The organism is Psychrobacter sp. FME6 (assembly GCF_014861365.1).
In the GTDB taxonomy this organism is placed as follows: domain Bacteria; phylum Pseudomonadota; class Gammaproteobacteria; order Pseudomonadales; family Moraxellaceae; genus Psychrobacter.
On the sequence record NZ_RRYW01000070.1, the window covers coordinates 1 to 16665 of the forward strand.

Annotated in this window: 12 protein-coding genes and 1 pseudogene; 8 read left to right on the forward strand and 5 right to left on the reverse strand. The window is 43.1% G+C overall.

Features of this window, described 5'->3' with window-relative positions:
• Window positions 1–50: 50 nt before the first annotated feature.
• Together EI162_RS10280 and EI162_RS10285 are read right to left on the reverse strand one after the other, a co-directional pair.
• The gene (locus EI162_RS10280) at window positions 51–1376 is read right to left on the reverse strand and encodes a PAAR domain-containing protein (protein WP_192524269.1); all 1326 of its coding nucleotides are present in this window, start codon (window positions 1374–1376) and stop codon (window positions 51–53) included.
• 210 nt (window positions 1377–1586) lie between these two features.
• Window positions 1587–2591: a lipoate--protein ligase gene (locus EI162_RS10285; RefSeq protein ID WP_192524270.1), complete on the reverse strand. Its 1005-nt coding sequence runs from the start codon at window positions 2589–2591 to the stop codon at window positions 1587–1589.
• A 251-nt stretch (window positions 2592–2842) separates the two neighbouring features.
• On the opposite strand from EI162_RS10285, the gene EI162_RS10290 reads away from it, so the two are divergent.
• Window positions 2843–3649: a hypothetical protein gene (locus EI162_RS10290; RefSeq protein ID WP_192524271.1), complete on the forward strand. Its 807-nt coding sequence runs from the start codon at window positions 2843–2845 to the stop codon at window positions 3647–3649.
• A gap of 131 nt (window positions 3650–3780) precedes the next feature.
• Here EI162_RS10290 and EI162_RS10295 read toward each other — a convergent pair whose 3' ends face one another.
• Window positions 3781–5379, reverse strand: a complete 1599-nt coding sequence (locus tag EI162_RS10295; RefSeq protein ID WP_192524272.1) for a GMC oxidoreductase — start codon at window positions 5377–5379, stop codon at window positions 3781–3783.
• A gap of 414 nt (window positions 5380–5793) precedes the next feature.
• Between EI162_RS10295 and EI162_RS10300 the strand changes: the two genes are divergently transcribed.
• Complete coding sequence (locus tag EI162_RS10300; protein WP_192524273.1) at window positions 5794–6696, forward strand: DMT family transporter; 903 nt, start codon at window positions 5794–5796, stop codon at window positions 6694–6696.
• 316 nt (window positions 6697–7012) lie between these two features.
• Complete coding sequence (locus tag EI162_RS10305; RefSeq protein WP_192524274.1) at window positions 7013–8116, forward strand: alkene reductase; 1104 nt, start codon at window positions 7013–7015, stop codon at window positions 8114–8116.
• A 187-nt stretch (window positions 8117–8303) separates the two neighbouring features.
• On the opposite strand, the gene EI162_RS10310 is transcribed toward EI162_RS10305, so the two are convergent.
• Entirely contained in the window at window positions 8304–9335 is a 1032-nt protein-coding gene (locus EI162_RS10310; RefSeq protein WP_192524275.1) for a pirin family protein, read from the reverse strand.
• Between the two features lie 175 nt (window positions 9336–9510).
• Window positions 9511–10812, reverse strand: coding sequence for an NAD(P)/FAD-dependent oxidoreductase (locus EI162_RS10315; RefSeq protein WP_192524276.1), 1302 nt, complete (start codon window positions 10810–10812; stop codon window positions 9511–9513).
• A gap of 655 nt (window positions 10813–11467) precedes the next feature.
• Between EI162_RS10315 and acs the strand changes: the two genes are divergently transcribed.
• From acs to EI162_RS10340, 5 genes and pseudogenes are all read left to right on the forward strand, one after another.
• Window positions 11468–13429, forward strand: coding sequence for an acetate--CoA ligase (gene acs / locus EI162_RS10320; protein WP_192524277.1), 1962 nt, complete (start codon window positions 11468–11470; stop codon window positions 13427–13429).
• Between the two features lie 196 nt (window positions 13430–13625).
• Window positions 13626–14870 (forward strand): NAD(P)/FAD-dependent oxidoreductase, encoded by a 1245-nt coding sequence (locus EI162_RS10325; RefSeq protein ID WP_192524278.1) that lies wholly within the window; start codon window positions 13626–13628, stop codon window positions 14868–14870.
• 33 nt (window positions 14871–14903) lie between these two features.
• The gene (locus EI162_RS10330) at window positions 14904–15332 is read left to right on the forward strand and encodes an MgtC/SapB family protein (RefSeq protein ID WP_192524280.1); all 429 of its coding nucleotides are present in this window, start codon (window positions 14904–14906) and stop codon (window positions 15330–15332) included.
• Between the two features lie 258 nt (window positions 15333–15590).
• The gene (locus EI162_RS10335; RefSeq protein ID WP_192524279.1) at window positions 15591–15947 is read left to right on the forward strand and encodes a hypothetical protein; all 357 of its coding nucleotides are present in this window, start codon (window positions 15591–15593) and stop codon (window positions 15945–15947) included.
• Between the two features lie 570 nt (window positions 15948–16517).
• Window positions 16518–16665: pseudogene (locus tag EI162_RS10340) on the forward strand (IS982 family transposase); the annotation flags it as partial.

Below are 16665 nucleotides of genomic sequence, written 5' to 3' on the forward strand. Positions count from 1 at the left end.
AATTATTTTATGATATTTGTCCTGGCCATAACAGTTTTATTTTGAACTGACTATAGTTCCATATTTGTAGAACCTTTACTAGCACCCATAGTAGAGCTGCCGTTGGAACCTGTAACAGTCCAACTTTTACCAAAACCACCACTTCCTGCTACTGTTGTACCATCATTGGTAGTTTCAATAGCAGCACTGGCTGGACCAACTTCGACTGAGTATGAATGTCCTTGACCTGATAGTATGGCATCTGTGGCTTTAACATTATCACCAGTATTGCTGCTTATAATACGTCCAACCCCTACTTGAACACTAATAGATGGCGCTTTATTAGTATTAAGGTTAGCATTTGCTATTACGGGCTCATATACGTTCCCGTTATGAACGTTTACAGACATTCCTATATCAATACCAAAATGTTTAACACCCGCGCCACCTGCGATATATATAAAGTCTACGTTCGATCTTTGGCCGAATCGCAGCATAGCAGTTGCTGCTGATGCCTTAGTTCTCTCGGGGAAATCCTTAAATCCAGCTTCTATAATACCAAGATTTACAATCATTGCATTTTGAGTATGCTTGGCAACTTCAACTGTTTCCTTAGCTAATTTACCTGCTCTTCTTTCGTAGCTTTTAGCAGTCGAATGTACACTATTAGACATGCTTTGACCAATTTCATCTGCAAGTGCAATCGCTTTGTTTTTATTTCCGTTTTGTTTATACCAAGGTAGATTAGAGTTAACACCGTTGTTCTTAGGTGCTGTTCTGTTAGGCATCATCCGATTCATATCGGGATCCCACTTCATATTTGGGTTGGATGGATTATAGTTTCCAAATCCTGAGGTGCTTGCTGATAAATTGCTTGGTTTATCTGCTAAATCATAGCTACCTAAATAATCTCCTTCGTTATTGTATTCATCGACTGCAATATTGCTAAAGTCGTCTTCTGAAGCATAACTATCTAAATAACCACCTTCATTACTGAACTCGATAAATTCAATAGAAAAATGAACCTCTTCAGGTTCTTCCTCATCATCCTCTACAAAGCTATTCCCAAACAAAGCCTCTGGCTCCGACTTCGGAAACGCCAAAGGCGCTGCCTGCGCAATACTGCCTACATCAAATCCTGACTCTGCAAACGACTGCTGACTAGCAATTAGTTTAGCGCCGCAGCTAGTGACATCGCCGCCACGTGCAATGGGTGCGCCATCGACGATAAAAGATGCATCACCACTAAGAATAGTGGTGACCTTTTTGCATTTTTTACAAATAACTTTATCGCCTATACGCGAGATTGGGATACCGTTATGAGTGGTGTGCGGTGAGCCGGAGATGACCGTCCCACCGTGAGAGGTCTTTGCGCCAACTGTGATATAGGCTGCCATAGTGCTACCTTGCTTAAGCGTTTAAAGTTTGGACTTTTATCGCGGATCTATTATTTGCATCACATTATAGATGGCTAGAGCGTTAAATATCAAACTTAAGTTGTCTAAAGGTGTAATCTATATGGCAAGCTCAGCCTGCGCAAAGTATAAAGGTGATTGACGGTAGTAAAGACTTGAGACTCTTTAATCAGTATTAATACAAGCAAAAATCTAACCTCCCATCTCACTAATCATCCACTTAGACACATCATCAATTTGCGCTGCCAATTCAGCATGCGCTTTGGCTAAGTCATCGAGCTTGTTTTTAATATCGACTTTGTTGTATTTGATGCCAGTCAGCGCGTCTTTTAATAGGTCAATCAGCTCAACATTTAGTGCATCAGAGAAAATAACCACCTCGCGTATCACTGCTTGCTTCACATCAAGGTGACAATCAATAATGCCCCAATCAAAGCGCGTTTCAATATGATGGGTAAATTCAGGCGTCTTGCCAAAGCGCCAATCCCAATCTGCCATTTGCTGATAGTATTTATTAAGATTAGGCTGCTTGGCGAGGCTGGCTTCATCCAATTCTTCTACTGGCGCAGTATTACCATGATATTCACAAAACGCCTCGATAATGGCTTCGGATAAGGTTTCGTGATTGATTTCCTCGTTAAATTCTACTAAGTTAGCGACGCGAGCGCGTACCGATTTGATGCCTTTGGCTTTCAGCTTAAGCGGGTGCGGATTGAGATAATCGCCCAGTTTTTGCATATTGGCATTGACCAGTAAAGTCCCGTGATGAAAACTGCGATCGGCGGCATGTTTAAAGGCGCTGCCTGATATTTTTTTATCACCGACTTGCATATCGTTACGACCAGATAAATCCGCGTCTATACCTAATTTCTTTAGCGCATTGATAATGATAGTAAAGTTGGCTTCTTGGTCATAGTCGTCTTTGGGTGATAAAAAGGTAAAGTTGGTATTGCCCAAGTCATGAAATACCGCGCCGCCACCACTTTGCCGCCGCGCCAAAAACACCTCGTCAGCTTTCATCTTATCGATTTTGCATTCTACCCAGGGATTTTGCGAGCGCCCAATGACCACGGTCTCGCTATTGCGCCATAAGAACAGCGTGTGTGAGTCGGGATTGAGCGTATTAAATATCCAATCCTCAGTGGCGAGGTTAAACCAAGGGTTGGTCACGGCAGACTTTAAGATGCGTAGTTTCATTTATTTATCCTTTTTTAGGGTGTGAGTTTAAAAGTTTTAAAATTAACTATTATTTTATATAGGTTAAAAAAATAGAAAAAAGTTGGCAAATAATCTATATCTTTTACTGACTTTATGGAATGACTAGGTATAATGCTACCTAAGATACGTTTGAGCGATTTTATATTGGATTAATGCCTACTAAAATAGGGCTCTATAACGTAGTAGAATCGCCCATAAAACACTCATTATTAAAATAGTGACACTCAAAAATGAATAGTACACCAAGGAAAGTCAAGTTCTCTACTAAAATGAGCCTTCTAAAAAAGAAGCCGATTGCACTATTTTTTGGATTAATATTTTCTTTTTTTGCCTTGCTGATGGCTGTTATTTTCACCCTGATATTCTCTTTTACGGGTAATGATAGCCCAAAAATAGACTATGATTTAATCGACTCTCAAGGTATAAAAACGAGCGCTGAAGTCACTAATATTGAGGTCGAAAGCAACGTAACCATAAACGATATTCATCCGACAATCATCTCATACCAATACCTCAAAAATAATGAGGCAGTTAGATCTAAATACAAAGTTCTGGAAGGTAAAAGGATCGAAGATCTCCAGGTTGGCAATAATCTAGCTATTAAAGAACTAAATGGTCAATCAATCATACAGAATTTAAAGCCTTACCGCTTTCCAGTGGTGTTGCTTTTTCTGATACCTATACCGTTCTTACTATTTGGCATGCCATTTTTAATTTATTTATTTATTAGCACTAGAAAAGAGCTAAAACTCTACAAGTACGGGCAAGTCGCTACGGCACGTATCGTTTCTATGATGCCAAAATACGCCATTCCTATTATCAGTTTAGGACAAGGTGTCATCGTGCATTATGAGTATGAAACGAGAAATGGTAATAAAGTGATAGGAGAGTCATTAACCACGGACTTCTCAATTATAAGCGATAAAAGAACAGGGGATGAAGTTTCTATCTTTGTAGCAGCGAACAATGAGCATGAGTCATGCGTCATTCCAAAGCTAGAATCGCTTCGCAATAACTGGGGTATCGCCTCTGTGTAAGTTGGATAAATGAGATACGGTCATTGTTGTCGATGCGGGGTTGGAGAATATAAACTCCACCAAATCTAACAATAAAAAACGCTCTTCAAGAGCGTTTTTCATACTTCTAACTTTTGAAAAGCTTCAACAACCTAACCAAAATCTTCCTTCAAAATACTTGTCATATTACGCTCGGCAAGTCCGGTAATAAAGACATACGGATTGACCCCAGCGCTACCAGGAATCAACGCCCCATCTTGCACATAGATATTTTCGTGCCCTTTGACGCGCCCAACCTCATCGGTCGCTTTGCCTAATACGCAGCCACCGAGTGGGTGATAGCAAAAGTCATCGCCGAAGCCTTTGTTAAATAGCAAGCTTGAGGTAGAGCCGCCATTGGCTTTGGCGAGCTTATCTAACAGCTCTTTAGCGGCATTTACTGAATATTCGTTTTGCTTACGTTTCCAGTTAAGCTTGACGGTTTTTGAGGTTTTATCATAGTAATAGTTGCCACGTTCTGGATTGTCGGTGATGGCAAGGTATAGCGTCGTCCACGTTTCAAGTCCTAACGGCAATGGCGCGAGCTCAGCAAAGATTTTATACTTTGAGCCATCTCTATCACCATCCCACATATTGATGGCTTTGACCGGAATGGTGGATTGGGTGGTACCAGCGGCGTGGACGAAATTTCGGCCAGTCATGATATTGCCGTTGGGACCCCAATGCTGTCCAATATGCTGGTCTAGATGGTTTAACTTTCCTTCAGCTTGGCTTTTAAGCAGCAACTCTGAGGTGCCAGTACTGCCCGCATTAAGAAATAGCTTATCGCAGGTGTAATGCTCAACTTTATCAATGCCGCCAGTTTTATTAATGACGTGAACTTCTAAGCGCAGCTGGTCGTTATCGAGCGCTTGGATGCTATTAACTTTGCGTAAGGTTTTGACCGATACATTGCCAGTGGCTTCGGCATTTTTTAGGTAGGTTAAGTCCAGTGAGAACTTGCCAGCGTTATTGCCATAAATGACTTCGCCGCCCAGTCCTGATTTATAGACTTCACCACGCGCTTCCTTTTGCATATAGTCAAAGTCATAGCTATTACCGAAAAATTCGGTTTTAAGTCCGGCTCTCGACGCTTGGCGTTCAGCAGCACGAGTAAACTCATAATGCTCGGACTCATTAAAAAACGATTCAGGAATTTGGCTAACTTTGAGTTCCCTCATGGCGCGAGGAAAGTAAGTGTCGTACATCTCGTCAGCATCAATCCACGGAAATACCGCTTCAAAGTGCGAACGTCTGGTCTGAATGGCAATCGCACCATTGACGATAGAGCCACCACCGTAAGCGCGTCCGGCAAACACTTTCATATCGTCATATTCGATTAAGTCTAGAACGCCGGGATATTTTTTAATGGGAATCGGAATAGTTATGGGCGCATTCGGCCAATTGCTAAACCAGCTTGAGCGTTCGTCAGCGTTGATCATTTTACAAAAGGTATCGTGCTTGGAGGTGCGATCCCAGCGCATACCCATCTCCAGTATCAATACTTTATGACCTTTTTCGCTTAACCGTAGCGCTGATACCGCGCCGCCATAGCCACTACCAACGATAATATTAGGAAAGTGCCCCGCTTGGGTAATTGTATTGGGTAGTTTTGGCTGCTTTGCAAGCGTTTGGCAGCCACTCACCGCAGCGGAGGTACCGATAGCGCCTAAGCTCAGACCCATGGCTTTAATCAGTTGACGTCGTTGCATGCTATGTCCTAATGGTCAGCGTTTTTGCTCGTAAAGTTGGCTATATATAAAAGTGATTGCTGCAGTTTAAAGTAAGACAGCGCTATATTAGCAAACATAGGTTTCTTATTTGTTGCTTTTGCCTGATTACTCCTATGACCCATCAGTATAAATTGAGTTTACAAAGCGGATGTTGATGCGATTATTATCTTTTAAACTCGCGCGGTATGGCCCAATAATCAGAATCTATATGGCGCTATACCGCCTCTAATTTATCAGGGTGCAGCGATAAGGATATCGATTTTATTTTGGAAAAATTTAAGCTATAGAAAAACCTGCGAGCAGTATAAAAAAACAACACCTATTGAGCACTTAAAAAGTTATCATCGTGGTTTTTTTACGCCCCATTTTCAAACGCTTGATAGGAAAGATCCCATGTCCAAACGCGACCTCATTACTTTTATAACCCTGTCCTTTATGTGGTCGCTGTCTTTTATATTTTATCGCATTGGCGTGCCTGAGTTTGGCTCGTTGGCCTTTGCCAGCTTGCGGGTGATATTTGCTGGGCTGGTTATGCTGGCCTTTATACTGCTAAATAAAAAAAACAGAGTGGGGATTCGAGAGCATTGGAAGCTGCTGGCGTTGGTTGGTATATTCTCCGCCGCCTTGCCATTCATGCTGTTCTCTTTTTCGGCGCGCTCAGTAAATGCTGGCGTGTTGGCGGTGCTCAATGCGTCTGTACCGATGATCAGTGGCTTGATCGCCAGTACTTTTTTTAAAGACAAACTATCCAAGAAACAAATTTTTGGCTTGCTCATCGGTGTGATTGGTGTGACTATTTTGATGAGTGAGAGTTTGTTTGGCGGTAACGGGCAGGGGACAGATGTCGCCGCAGGATTATTGCCCATGGGTTATGCGCTATTGGCCTGTGTCGGTTATGCGGTCGGGGCCAATATTACTAGAAACTATTTGGATAACGTCTCACCAGTGGCAATTACCGCAGGGTCGCTCATTATCGCCAGTATAATGATGCTACCAGTGGCGTTATATGAATTCCCCTATGGCAAAAGTATCAGCATGAAAGCTTGGCTATCAGTGATTTGTATCGGTGTGTTTTCAACCGCCATCGCCCTGATTTTTATGAACCAATTGATTAAAAATATCGGCCCGACGCGGGCGACCAGTATTACCTTAGTAATTCCGATTTTCGCCATTATTTTTGGTTATTTGTTGCTTGACGAAGCGCTTGATATCCAAGCCATCGTTGGCTCAATGGTAATATTGTTTGGTACGTATTTGTCGTTAGAGCTGTCGATTAAAAAGATGCTAAAGTCGTAAAAATACTATGAATTAAAAATGGTCTGTTGGTCATTAAAATTCACTCACTCTATTATCTTAATAGGCTTATAAGTGCACATAAATAGTGAGTTTTTAAAAGTTGCAAATATACGTGTGACGCTGTTTTTGTTTGTAAGTTTTGCTTGGAATAGCCGCAATTATCCTTATAAAGAACACGGCTGACCAATAGCTGCTTAGCGATTTATGTTCATGTAAAGATCAATTCATTTGTAATTAAAGACAAAATACTAAGCGCTATTTACTTATGAGTAATAAACCCGCCAATAGGGTTTTATAACAACAAACAAGGCTTTTTATGGCACACGATAATTTATTCGAACCCGTCAAAATGGGCATCCAGACGTTAAAAAACCGCATAATCATGGCACCATTAACGCGCTTACGTGCAGTCGAGCCGGGTGATGTTCCTACGGCGCTCGCTAGCGAATATTACTCGCAGCGTAGCGGTGCAGGGTTAGTGATTACCGAAGCGACGCAGGTATCTTTTCAGGCAAAAGGCTATGCGGGCGCGCCTGGCATTCATACCGAAGACCAAACGACGGCATGGAAAACCATCGTCGATAATGTCCATGCAAAAGGCGGCAAAATCGTCGTACAGTTATGGCACACGGGTTTGGTCGCCCATGAAAGTGTCCAACCTGACGGCAAAGCGCCTATCTCTGCCTCTGATGTTGAAGTTGGCGTACGTACTACGTTGCGTGATAGTAATAACCAAGCGATTCGTGCGGATGCGACGCCACCACGTCCTGCGACACTGGATGAAATACAGCAAGTCATCGCTGACTTTGGTCTTGCCACCAAAAATGCCAAAGAAGCAGGTTTTGATGGGGTAGAGATTCACGGTGCGCATGGCTATCTGTTGCATCAATTTTGGGCTGAACATACCAATAAGCGTGATGATGACTACGGCGGTAGCCGTGAGAACCGTGCGCGCTTGACGCTGGCTGTCATCGATGCTTGTGTGAATGCATGGGATGCTGACCATGTCGGTATTCGTATTTCACCGCTTGGTACTTTCAATAATGTCGAAGCCGGTTATCATGAAGACGAAAACATTTGGATGGTCGAGCAGATTAATAAACGTGGAATCATGTATCTGCATCTATCTGAGCCTGATTGGGCAGGCGGTACACCGTATAGCAACGAATTCCGTCAGCGCGTTCGCGATGCCTTTGGTCAAATGATTATCGCCGCTGGTGGTTATACCGCTGAAAAAGCAGAGAAAAATATCAACGATGGTTATATCGATGCGGTTGCCTTTGGTCGTGACTATATTGCCAATCCTGACTTGGCTGAGCGTATCCGCGAAGGCGCACCGCTCAATGAGCAGCAACCACAAAGCTTTTATGGTGGCGGCACAGAGGGCTATACCGATTATCCATTTTTAAACCAAGCATAATCGTTTAGACCTTAAGTCACTTTACTAAAATAGAGTAAAAGCCAAAAAAGCCACCTTGCTATTATTAGCAAGGTGGCTTTTTTAATTATTCAACTTAACTATATTGCACTATAATCAGTGAAAATTAATATCAATAAACCATACATCACGTACTGCAGGTACCGTTTTTAAAGTGTTTTAACGTCAGCTATTTTCCAAAGTTACCGGTTTGATAGTCACGAAACGTTTGTTTTAACTCCGCTTCTGTGTTCATCACAAACGGTCCGTAGCCTGCAATCGGTTCACCGATAGGCTCGCCACTTAACAGTAGTAATTTAACAGGACTTGGCGCTTGCTTATCAGTAGGTACTTTAGGGTAAGTGAGTTCGATCGTATCGTTTGCCTGCATCACTGATGATGCATTTGTAGAATTTGTATCACTGTCAGTCGGTGCTGTAAACTGAATCAGGCTACCCGCTGCTACTGCTGTATCATTAATAAGTAGCTCGCCTTCTTGGACCAATATCATGACATTGTGCGTGTTGGGTACTTGCAGCGTCGTTGACCCTGCGCTATGCAATTCGATATCCCATAAATTAATAGGAGTAAAGGTGCTTGCTGCGCCTGTCGTCTCTTGCCATTCACCTGCAATAATGGCTACTTTGCCAATAGTAGCTTTAATTTTAGAGCTTTTAATATCAGAACCTTTTTTCTCAAAGCCTGTATTTTGAAAATCTGTATTTCCATTATCGGTTAAGTCAATGACAGGCAGCTCAGCACGTTTAAGGGTTTGATATTTAGGGTCAGTCAGCTTGTGGCTGCTTGGGAGATTGACCCATAATTGCACCATACTAAAGTCACCGCCACGCTGCCCAAATTCTGGCGAATGAAACTCTTCGTGCATAATGCCGCGTCCAGCCGTCATCCATTGCACATCACCTTCTTGAATCACACCATAGCCGCCGGTCGAATCGCCATGACTGACTTCTCCTGCATAGGCGATAGTGACCGTCTCAAAGCCTTTGTGCGGATGCTGACCCACGCCGTGTGGCTGCGACTCATAGTTGGGGTTTGGCTCGAAGCTGGTAGGTTTACCGTAATCTAATAGTAAAAACGGGTCGGTATGATGGTAATTAAAGTCAGGGCTACCCTCAAGGTGATTCACTAGGGTTTTTACATAAAAACCGTCGCCGACCCAATGTGGTTCTTTTTCATTATGGATATGTTTGATTGAGCGCATTTATCACCTCATAAGCCTAAGCATATTATTTAATACCAATAATTTTATTAATATTAAAAACTGGACACTGTTAAGCCGTCCTAAATTTATATCAATCTATATTATGCTTATTTTAACAGTTATCAAGTGTTTGGCTGAGATAAAAGTCAATTTAAATCCAGTCTATTCGTTACAGTTAAACCACTTCACCGCAAACGAAACCACTTGCCCACGCCCACTGGAAGTTATAACCACCAAGCCAGCCAGTCACATCAAGCACTTCACCGATGAAGTACAGCCCGTCTTGATAATTACTCTGCATGGTTTTTGACGAGACTTCATCGGTTTTGATGCCGCCACGCGTCACTTCAGCAGTACGATAACCTTCGGTACCAGAAGGCTTAAGTTGCCAGCCGTTGAGCGTTGCGCCCAGCTCTATTAAACGCTCATCTTTAATATTGGCAAGCTCGGTATCTTTGATATCTTCCCATAGATGCGTTTGTAGTGCGGCCAGCAGCTTTTTAGGCAACGCACCATCTGTATAGTCCGCCAGAACTGTGCGGATAAGTTGTTTGGGATGTGATTTTTTATGCGCAAGCAAAAGCGCAGTCACATCACTATCAGGTAGCAGATTAATGCTAATGGTTTCGCCGATATGCCAATAGTTTGATAGTTGCAGCATCGCAGGGCCAGATAGTCCGCGATGGGTAAATAACAGCGGCAGTTTAAATGAGATGCGCTCATTACTAGCAATCACTGGTAGGCTGATTCCAGCAAGCGAACGAATCAGCTCACCGGTTTTATCGGTAAAGGTAAAAGGCACTAAACTAGCATCAGTGGTTATGAGAGTATGGCCGAACTGCTGCGCCAATTCATACCCAAAGCCACTAGCGCCCAACGTTGGAATGGATAGGCCACCAGTCGCCACCACCAAAGACTCACAGCGATAACCTGTTTGCGGTAGCTTGGTTTGATGGTTCGACTCTTTTCTCTCTTGTTTCTCTTTTTTACTGAGCTGCTTGCTGGTTATTAACTGAAAGCGAGTGTTTTCATTGTTGTCGCTCACTTGTACGCTTTCAATGTGAGTGTTGAGCTTTACTTGCACACCGACGGCGGCACATTCATCAAGCAGCATGGTCAAAATATCTTGTGCTGAGTCATCACAAAATAACTGACCGTGTTCACGCTCGTGGTAGGGGATTTTATGCTGCTCAACCATGCCAATAAACTCCCAGCTAGGATAACGACTGAGCGATGATTTGCAAAAATGTGGATTGCTGCCGATAAAATGCTCAGGCTCAACGAAGTAATTGGTAAAGTTGCAACGACCGCCACCTGACATCAGGATTTTTTTGCCCGCTTTATTGGCATGGTCGAGCACTAATACGCGGCGACCACGGCGACCCGCCGTGAGCGCACAATATAATCCAGACGCACCCGCGCCGATGATAATGACATCGTAATGGTTATTTTGAGGTGCATTGCGAGGATGGTTCATGGCGGTTTTTCCAAAAAGCGATAAGCTTTAAAAAGTAGAGATTAAAATTGAAAACGAAAAATAAGATAAGTAGCGTGTTTTATACAAAAAATAGAGAGTTGTCTATATGGTTTGTTACTAATATAGTTTGCCACCAATATAGTTTGCCACCAATATAGTTGATTCAGCTTAAAACTGATACGAGTGCTACTGGAGTAAATTTTTCGCTGCCTCTGTCGGCGTAGGCACAGCAAGCAAGAAAAATTTATAACGGTAGCACTGTGGCTAGCAGTGTATCGGTTTTATTTAGAACTGCTTATATAGTGATGCCTTTAGGGGTGCTATTGCCCATGTTTTATGTCAGGTTACAAGGATTAAATAGCGCTGTGATACATTCTTTATATAGTAGATTCATTGTAAAAACGATGCAATGCTATTACTTGAAAAATAACTGCAAATCATGAGCCTACCGATAAAATAAGAGGGTATTATCAAGTACACCGCTATACAGTGATATTGTTGTGATTAGCCGTTGATGTCTTGCAACTATTCCGCTTATTTGTCAAACTATCCTTAAGGGTCAGACATTATGGAAGATGACTCTTATAACCTGCGCATGCCTTCGTTATCAACGACTGTTAGTACAGGTCATAATAATTAAAAAAGGATAACCACTATGACCCAGAAATCATTTCCTATTGCGGCTGAATTCATCGCTGCTGCCAATATTAGCGCCGAACAATATCGCCAAGACTACGAGAAATCTATCGAATCTCCTGAGGCGACAGATGCCTTTTGGGCTGAGCGTGCTGAGCTAATTGATTGGATAAAAAAACCCACTAAAATCAGCGATGTTAATTATGATTTAGATGATTTTCGCATCAAATGGTTCGAAGACGGTGAGCTAAATATTTCTGTCAACTGTCTCGATCGCCATGTCAAAAAAACCCCGTACAAACCAGCCATCATCTGGGAGGGCGATCACCCTTCATTACATAAAATAATCTCTTTTAAAGAGTTGTTTGAAGCGGTCTGCCGTTTGGGTAACTCATTACGCAAGCTTGGGGTCGAAAAGGGCGACCGCGTCACCTTATATATGCCGATGATACCCGAAGCCATGATAGCAATGTTGGCCTGTACCCGCATCGGGGCGGTGCATTCAGTGGTATTTGGTGGTTTCTCTGCTGAAAGTTTGGGCAATCGCTTAATAGACAGTCGCTCAAAAGTTATCATTACTGCGGATGAAGGTTTGCGCGGTAACAAACACACGCCGCTCAAAGCCAATGTCGATCGCGCGCTTGATATGGATGGCACTGATAGCGTGACCAATGTCATCGTCGTGCACCGTACTGGCAACTCTGTGCCGATGAGTGGCCGCCGTGATGTTTGGTATCATAATTTGATCGATGGTGAGTCAAAGCATTGTGAACCTGAAGTGATGAATGCCGAAGATCCGCTGTTTTTATTATACACCTCCGGCTCCACTGGTAAGCCTAAAGGCGTATTGCATACCACGGGTGGTTATATCACTTATGCTTTGTCTACTTTCCGCGATGTCTTTGATATCAAAGAAGATGATGTCTATTGGTGTACAGCGGATGTCGGCTGGGTCACCGGTCATACCTATGCGACTTATGCACCGCTGGCCAATGGCACGACCACAGTGATGTTTGAAGGGGTTCCAGAATACCCAACATGGGCTCGTATCGGCCGTATTGTCGATAAGCACAATGTGTCTGTTTTATACACTGCACCGACGGCTATTCGAGCGATGATGAAAGAGGGCGATGCCTTTGTTCGTGAATCGGATCGCTCAAGTCTGCGACTTCTTGGCACGGTCGGTGAGCCGATTAATCCAGAGGCGTGGGATTGGTATTATAATGTCGTTGGCGGCGGCAAGTGCCCAATCGTTGATACCTGGTGGCAGACTGAGACGGGCGGTATCTTACTGGCTCCAATCCCAGGTACAGTTGCGCTAAAACCGGGTGCAGCGATGAACCCCTTATATGGTATCAAACCAGAAGTGGTGGATAGTGATGGGGTGATATTAGAAGGCTCGGCTGCGGGTAACTTGGCGATTAATAGTAGCTGGCCGGGGCAAATGCGTACGATTTATAATGACCATGAGCGCTTTTTAAAAACCTACTTTACTGAATATCCGGGCTATTATTTTACCGGTGATGGGGCGCAGCGTGACGAAGATGGGCACTACTGGATTACCGGTCGTGTCGATGATGTACTCAACGTCTCAGGGCATCGTTTAGGTACGGCAGAAGTTGAGAGTGCGGTGGTCGCCCATCCTGCCACGGCTGAAGCGGCGGTGGTTGGTATGCCGCATGACGTTCGAGGCATGGGAATTTGTGCCTTTATTATCCTAAAGTCTGGCGAAGAAGAAACAGAAGCGCTAAAAGCTGAGCTCAATCGACATGTACGCGCTGAGATTGGACCGATTGCCAACTTGGATTCTATCCTCATCGTCGATGCGCTACCCAAAACTCGCTCGGGTAAAATTATGCGCCGTATCTTACGCAACCTAGCGGCGGGGCAATACGTTGGTTTGGGTGATTTATCGACCCTTGCTGATAGCTCGGTGATTAATCGATTGGTCGAGGTGGTCAAAGCATCTCGAGGAGAGTAGCTTTAGCCGTTCTTTTAAATACTAAGCAGCTAAAATCCAATCATTCTAAATGCCAATGTTCAAATTTTAAAAAGCCATGTTATTGAAGGTAGCATGGCTTTTTTACGTAGATGATATTGATACCAACAGTACCTGCAGTACGTGATGTAGCGATATTACTTCTCACTGACTATACTTAATAAAGGCGACTGTCACCATGACGCATCAATCTTTACACGCGACTGATATTGCTTCACCGAAGATAGCCATCATTGGTGGCGGTCTAACCGGACTGTTTACGGCCACATTATTAGAGCGTGCCTTCACTCAAAACCAAACCCAAGAACAAAACCGCAGCCACAATCAAGACAAACCCAGCAGTCCGCACATTACTGTCTTTGAAAAGTCTCGAAGCGTTGGGCGTTTAGCCACGCGCTATCGTACCGATAGTCATACTGGTAAAAACTGGCAATGGGCATTTGGGGCGCAATTTTTTACCGCCAAGACTAATAGCTTTCAACAATTTATCACGCCTTGGTTGGACACAGGATTGCTGCAACAGTGGCGCGCGCAAGTGATCGATTTAACGCCAGCGACTGCTACTGAAACGAGCGATGCTACTCAATCATCAGACAGGCAAAAAAAGGAACAATGGAATACCACGCAAGCCCGCTATATCAGCACTCCCAAAATGACCAGTTGGGGACGGACATTGGCCGAAGAACTAACGCACACAACTATAAAATTTAAAACTCGTGTTGCCCCATTGGCAGAGTATAACCATCATTTGGCAGATAACGTCGATAAAAAAACCGAGCTGTTTGATGAAGATGGCGCCAGTCTAGGTCATTTTGATTGGGTGATTTGTACCGCGCCAAATGGACAAGCTATAGAGCTAATGGCAGATAGCGGCTTTGGTGAGCAAACCAAGATTACCGAAGCACAGATGCTGGCATGCTATACCTTGATGTTAGGCTGGGATGATATTACTCAACTACCAGAGACATTAAACAACTTAAGCAACCCATCAATATCGCAGTGGGATGTTGCTTATTTGAATGAGTCTATTCTCGATAGAATATTTATTGAGCATCAAAAACCTGCCCATGCTGAGCTACTACCCAGTGTCACTATCCATGCGCGCAATGACTGGTCGGAGGCGCATGTCGATGATGATATCGAGTCAATCCAAGCACAACTGTTGCAAGCAGCACAGCAGGCTCTCAACTGGAATAATGCTAATACTCCTAGCCAAATAGACTGTCATCGCTGGCGTTATGCGGCAACACTGGTTGAGCACAAAAATAAAGACAACAACAGCACTAACAACCAAAAATCAGGCATATTAGTAGATAAGCAGCGCCAATGGATTGTCAGTGGCGATTGGTGTGCACAGGGCAATATCGAAAGCTGCTATCAAATGGCAAAACAGACCATTGAGGTGCTTAATAAAGCAAGATAAGCGTATTTTTCCAAAATAAAAAGGCAATAAATGATGTTTGGATTTGACATAGATTTAGAGCTACTGGGCTATCATTTTTTTCAGTTGGGCATCGCTTTTATATTGTCATTGCCAATCGCTCTGAACCGCGAAATGAAAGACAATGGCGCAGGGCTTAGGACATTTCCTTTGGTCACCATTGCTTCCTGTGCTTTTATGTTGGTTGGTCGGGATATTTATGATTCGGCTGGTGAGGCGAGAATCATGTATGCGATTATTACGGGTATGGGGTTTATCGGTGGTGGGGCGATTTTCAAAAATGAGAAAGGCTCAAAAGGTACTGCAACAGCAGCAAGCTTATGGAATACGGGCGCTATTGGTATTTCGGTGGCGTACGGTCGTTATGAGATTGCCATTATATTGTCTGCGGTTGGTTTTTTAATCCTACAATTCTCAGAGCCGTTTAAGATAAAGAAAGATTAGGCAGTCAAATATCAATGGAGAGGCGTTTCAAACGCGCATGGTGATATTTCAAATACGATTAAGTTTAACAGGATGCAACTTTTTTAACAGCCTTTTTGCTTGCTACCCTCCCCATAGTGAGGTAATTAAAATAATAATTAGAGTCCATAAAAAGAGCATGAAATAAGTAAGCTAAGATCGGACAAAACAAACTTGCTTAATAATTTAGATAACTTATATAGCGATTGTGTTTGCACCAACTTTAAGGTAGTAGGTATTATGAAAGCATTAAACCGATTATTCACATTTCTATCAGGTGTAATAATTTTGGCTGTTTTTACCTTTGGAGTAGCAAATGCCAATAATGAATATGTCATGGCTGCAGCCATAAACCCTAGTGCAGAAGCATACACAAAAGCACATGCAGCTAGGACAGAAGCTATTGCAGACGCAGACGCAGCCATTGCAAAAATAGAAGCAGCTAGGGCAGAAGAGAAAATAGCTATGGTAAAAGAAAAAGCAGCAAGGGCAGAAGCGTACGCAAAAGCACGTGCAGTTTGGGCAGAGTCCAATGCAGAAGGAAAAGCAGCTAGGGCAAAATCAGAAAAGCATGAGCTGAAGGAACGGAGGAAGTAATAGCCATTAAGAAGGAGTAAGTGCGAATTGATGCGAGCTAAACGCACGCATTTAAGCGCCATTATTGAGCGCGTGCAATCATTAGCAATTCAACCCCATGAAAGAAAGTAGCAAGCTCATAATAGTATTGATTAAATAATAGCTGGATAAACGAATATATAGAATGTACCTAACAGTACATAGCCCATCGGTTAATACTAAAAAATACTGGTTATAAAAATGTCTGCATGTTGGAAAATGTTGAAACTCAAAGCCTAGTCAACTAAATGGCAGGTATGTTTATTTTATTGGTGGTTAACCTATCAAAGTTTTGAGCAGATGGTGGTCAAATTGGTAGTCAATCCAATATATAGAAAAATCAAAGCTATATAAATCAATAGTTTTTAGGCAAAAAAAGAGCCCACAGAGGAGGAGCTGTGGGCTGAGGAAAACTGATTATGTAGATAATCTACAAAGGCAGCGGTGGTGATTTGTTGTTATTACCCCACTCTCAACATCGAAAGTGATTGAAAAAAGAAGAGCATCTCACTAATCTATTGTTTTCGACCAAGAATACAACGGAGTCATGAGATGCCCATAGACGAATTTATCATCAATATCTATTTAATGGTAGAGCAATATTACAAAATAGTCGTCACCAAACCCTTGCGAGGGGCAGGTTATGCGCCAAAGCTGAGTGATCCTGAGATTATTTGCATGGAACTGGTCGGTGAGTTTT

Bases quoted from the DNA above. Each gene is read 5' to 3' on its own strand.
- EI162_RS10280 (WP_192524269.1), bottom strand. From the start codon at position 1,376: ATGGCAGCCTATATCACAGTTGGCGCAAAGACCTCTCACGGTGGGACG.
- EI162_RS10285 (WP_192524270.1), bottom strand. From the start codon at position 2,591: ATGAAACTACGCATCTTAAAGTCTGCCGTGACCAACCCTTGGTTTAAC.
- EI162_RS10290 (WP_192524271.1), top strand. From the start codon at position 2,843: ATGAATAGTACACCAAGGAAAGTCAAGTTCTCTACTAAAATGAGCCTT.
- EI162_RS10295 (WP_192524272.1), bottom strand. From the start codon at position 5,379: ATGCAACGACGTCAACTGATTAAAGCCATGGGTCTGAGCTTAGGCGCT.
- EI162_RS10300 (WP_192524273.1), top strand. From the start codon at position 5,794: ATGTCCAAACGCGACCTCATTACTTTTATAACCCTGTCCTTTATGTGG.
- EI162_RS10305 (WP_192524274.1), top strand. From the start codon at position 7,013: ATGGCACACGATAATTTATTCGAACCCGTCAAAATGGGCATCCAGACG.
- EI162_RS10310 (WP_192524275.1), bottom strand. From the start codon at position 9,335: ATGCGCTCAATCAAACATATCCATAATGAAAAAGAACCACATTGGGTC.
- EI162_RS10315 (WP_192524276.1), bottom strand. From the start codon at position 10,812: ATGAACCATCCTCGCAATGCACCTCAAAATAACCATTACGATGTCATT.
- acs (WP_192524277.1), top strand. From the start codon at position 11,468: ATGACCCAGAAATCATTTCCTATTGCGGCTGAATTCATCGCTGCTGCC.
- EI162_RS10325 (WP_192524278.1), top strand. From the start codon at position 13,626: ATGACGCATCAATCTTTACACGCGACTGATATTGCTTCACCGAAGATA.
- EI162_RS10330 (WP_192524280.1), top strand. From the start codon at position 14,904: ATGTTTGGATTTGACATAGATTTAGAGCTACTGGGCTATCATTTTTTT.
- EI162_RS10335 (WP_192524279.1), top strand. From the start codon at position 15,591: ATGAAAGCATTAAACCGATTATTCACATTTCTATCAGGTGTAATAATT.